Here is a 2,598-nt window from a genome sequence, read left to right on the forward strand (position 1 = left end):
ATCGGTGGAGCGGGAGTACTGGGGGTGCATGTTGCACCAGGTGGGGCCGTGGATGACGAGGCTCACCGTGGCCTGGACCAGGTCGAAGACCATCAGGCCGAACGGAGCGCCCTCCGTCTTCCCGTCGCCCAGGAAGGCGGAGATGGCCAGCATGAGGGGAATATCCCGGGTGATGACAATGCGGCTGGTCGTCACCGGCTGAAACACGGCCGTAAGCCCCAGCACCAGAGCGATGTTGCAGATATTGCTGCCCACCACGTTTCCCAGGGCGATCATACTTTTGCCTTTGGCGGCCGAAACCAGGCTGACCACCAGTTCGGGCGCGGAGGTGCCGAATGCCACCACGGTGAGCCCGATGACCATCGGCGTCAGCCCCATGCCGCGGGCCAGCGTGGATGCGCCCCGGACCAGCCAGCCGGCACCATAGTATAGCAGCAGAAGACCTGCCGTGAATGCGATCAGATGGGTGACGGTCAAAAAATTTTCGCCTTCCTGAAGCCGATGAAAATCCGGCAGTTTCTTGGTTGCGGCCCATGCCCACTGTTACATGCGCCGGACTCAACGCTGCACCAATATGACATCGTTGTCGACTAGATGCAACGGTTGCCCTATCGAAATTGTTTTAAATCTGAATCGTTTAGTGCGTGTCCCCGGAGCCCGCATAGCGGATCACGACCGGTTTCCGCCCGGCCACCCGGTGATAGGTTTCATCGGGCCAGCCAATGGCGATCACGGCGAAGGGGGTTTCATGGTCGGGAATGCCCAACATGCGGACGATCGATCGGTCCCGCCGCATGGCTTCGATGACAAAACCGACCAGGCAGGTGCCAAGGCCCATGGCATGGGCGGCCAACAGCATGTTTCCGGTGGCCAGGAGAGCGTCTTCAGACGGGCATGACGCCCCATGGTCCGCGGCCACCACGATCACCGAGGGTGCACCATGAAACAACAGGTCGCGTTCCCCCTTTTCCCATGCCGAAAGCCCCATCGCCACGGTGGCATAATGCAGGTGGAAGTATGTGTCCAATTCAGGTTTGCCGAGCAGCTTCAATAAGGTTCGCAGCCATCGGTTTTCGGCCATCCGGTTGGTCTTTCTGAAGAAATCGCCCACCCGGCGTCCCAGCCGGTTAACGGCCCGGCGGTCCGGCAGGATGGTGAAGGTCCAGGGCTGGCAGTTGGAGCCCGACGGCGCGGTAATGCCCGCCTTGACCAGATCTTCTAAAAGCGGTCGCTCAACCGGGCGGTTGGAATAATTCCGGCATGAACGCCTTGAACCCATGAGATTGACCAGGGAGGCGGCATCAAACCGCCCATGGGGAAGCCAGCGGGTATCGGCCTGAAAGGTTTGGAATTGAGACAACCCAGGATCCACCGCCCCCACCCGGATGGCCTCCACCGGACATGCCGCCTCACAGTGGTCGCAATTGAGAGACTCGCTGCCCCGGACCACGGCCTTGCCGTCTTGAATGACCAGTGTATCCTTGGGACACACCGGTATGCACATCCCGCAGCCGATGCACCGCTCAGGGTCGATGGTCGTGGTCACTTCACGGTCCGGGAGCTGTTTTTTGGCGTTCGTCATTTTTTTAGGCACTGCCGCTTGACATGCGTCGATGCGGCGTTAGTATTTTCATTTTTTAAATTTTTCTCAACGGAAATAGCGGCGATGATAATCGAAAAAACCAGTTCGGCAGGCAACGGTCAACATGCCTTCGGAAACAAAGGAATCACCCAATGAAAAAGCTCCTGTACCACCGCTTCATCTCCTCCGTGATGTGGAACCTGCTCCTGATTTCGGCCGGATCCCTGGTGTTCGGCATCGGATTAAAGTCCATCGCCATTCCCCACGGTTTCATTACCGGCGGCATTTCGGGCCTGACCCTACTCTTTTACTATGTCAGCGGGCTTCTGTCACCGGGTTTGTGGTATCTGCTGGTCAATATCCCCATCTTTCTGATGGGATGGGTCCACATCAGCCGGCGCTTCTTTTTTTACAGTCTGTTTGGTGTGGCCGCCCTTTCCCTGACCATCGATCTGATCGGGTTCACCCTGCCCATCCATGAGCCGATGCTGGCCGTACTGGCCGGCGGCGTGCTCATGGGCACCGGTTCGGGCCTGGTCCTCCACTCGCTGGGATCGGCCGGTGGCCTGGACATAATTGGGATTATCCTGAATCAAAAATTCAGCATCCGTCTGGGCACCTTCTACTTTGCCTTCAACTTGGTGCTTTTCGCCTTCAGCTTCGGCGCACTGGAGACGGACCTGGTGCTCTACTCCCTTTTCATGAGCTTCATTTCGTCTCAGGCGCTGGATTATGTATTGGCCTTTTCCAACCAGCGCAAGATGCTATTCATCATCTCCGATCTCAATGAAAAGATTGCCAGGGAGATCCAGGACCGTCTCAGCCGGGGGGTCACCTTCTTGGAAGGCAGCGGGGCGTACACGGGCAAAACCAAGAAAATCATCCTCACCGTGGTCAACAACTACCAGCTGAAGCGAGTGGAGGAAGTGGCCCTGTCCATCGACCCGGAGGCCTTCATCATCACCGAAAATACCTTCAACGTGCTGGGCAGGGGGTTCTCCAAACGGAAAGTTTAC

General features: G+C 57.7%; 3 protein-coding genes. 1 reads left to right on the forward strand and 2 read right to left on the reverse strand.

What is annotated here, in order from left to right:
- On the reverse strand, window positions 1–477 hold a 477-nt coding region (locus tag ABYV26_RS24260), incomplete at its 3' end, for a sodium:calcium antiporter (RefSeq protein ID WP_372683924.1).
- 160 nt (window positions 478–637) lie between these two features.
- The gene (locus tag ABYV26_RS24265; RefSeq protein WP_372683926.1) at window positions 638–1,615 is read right to left on the reverse strand and encodes a nitroreductase family protein; all 978 of its coding nucleotides are present in this window, start codon (window positions 1,613–1,615) and stop codon (window positions 638–640) included.
- Between the two features lie 119 nt (window positions 1,616–1,734).
- Between ABYV26_RS24265 and ABYV26_RS24270 the strand changes: the two genes are divergently transcribed.
- A partial coding sequence (locus ABYV26_RS24270; protein ID WP_372683925.1) for a YitT family protein occupies window positions 1,735–2,598 on the forward strand: 864 nt, incomplete at its 3' end.

It is taken from the genome of Desulfosarcina sp. (assembly GCF_041551955.1).
Lineage (GTDB): Bacteria > Desulfobacterota > Desulfobacteria > Desulfobacterales > Desulfosarcinaceae > Desulfosarcina.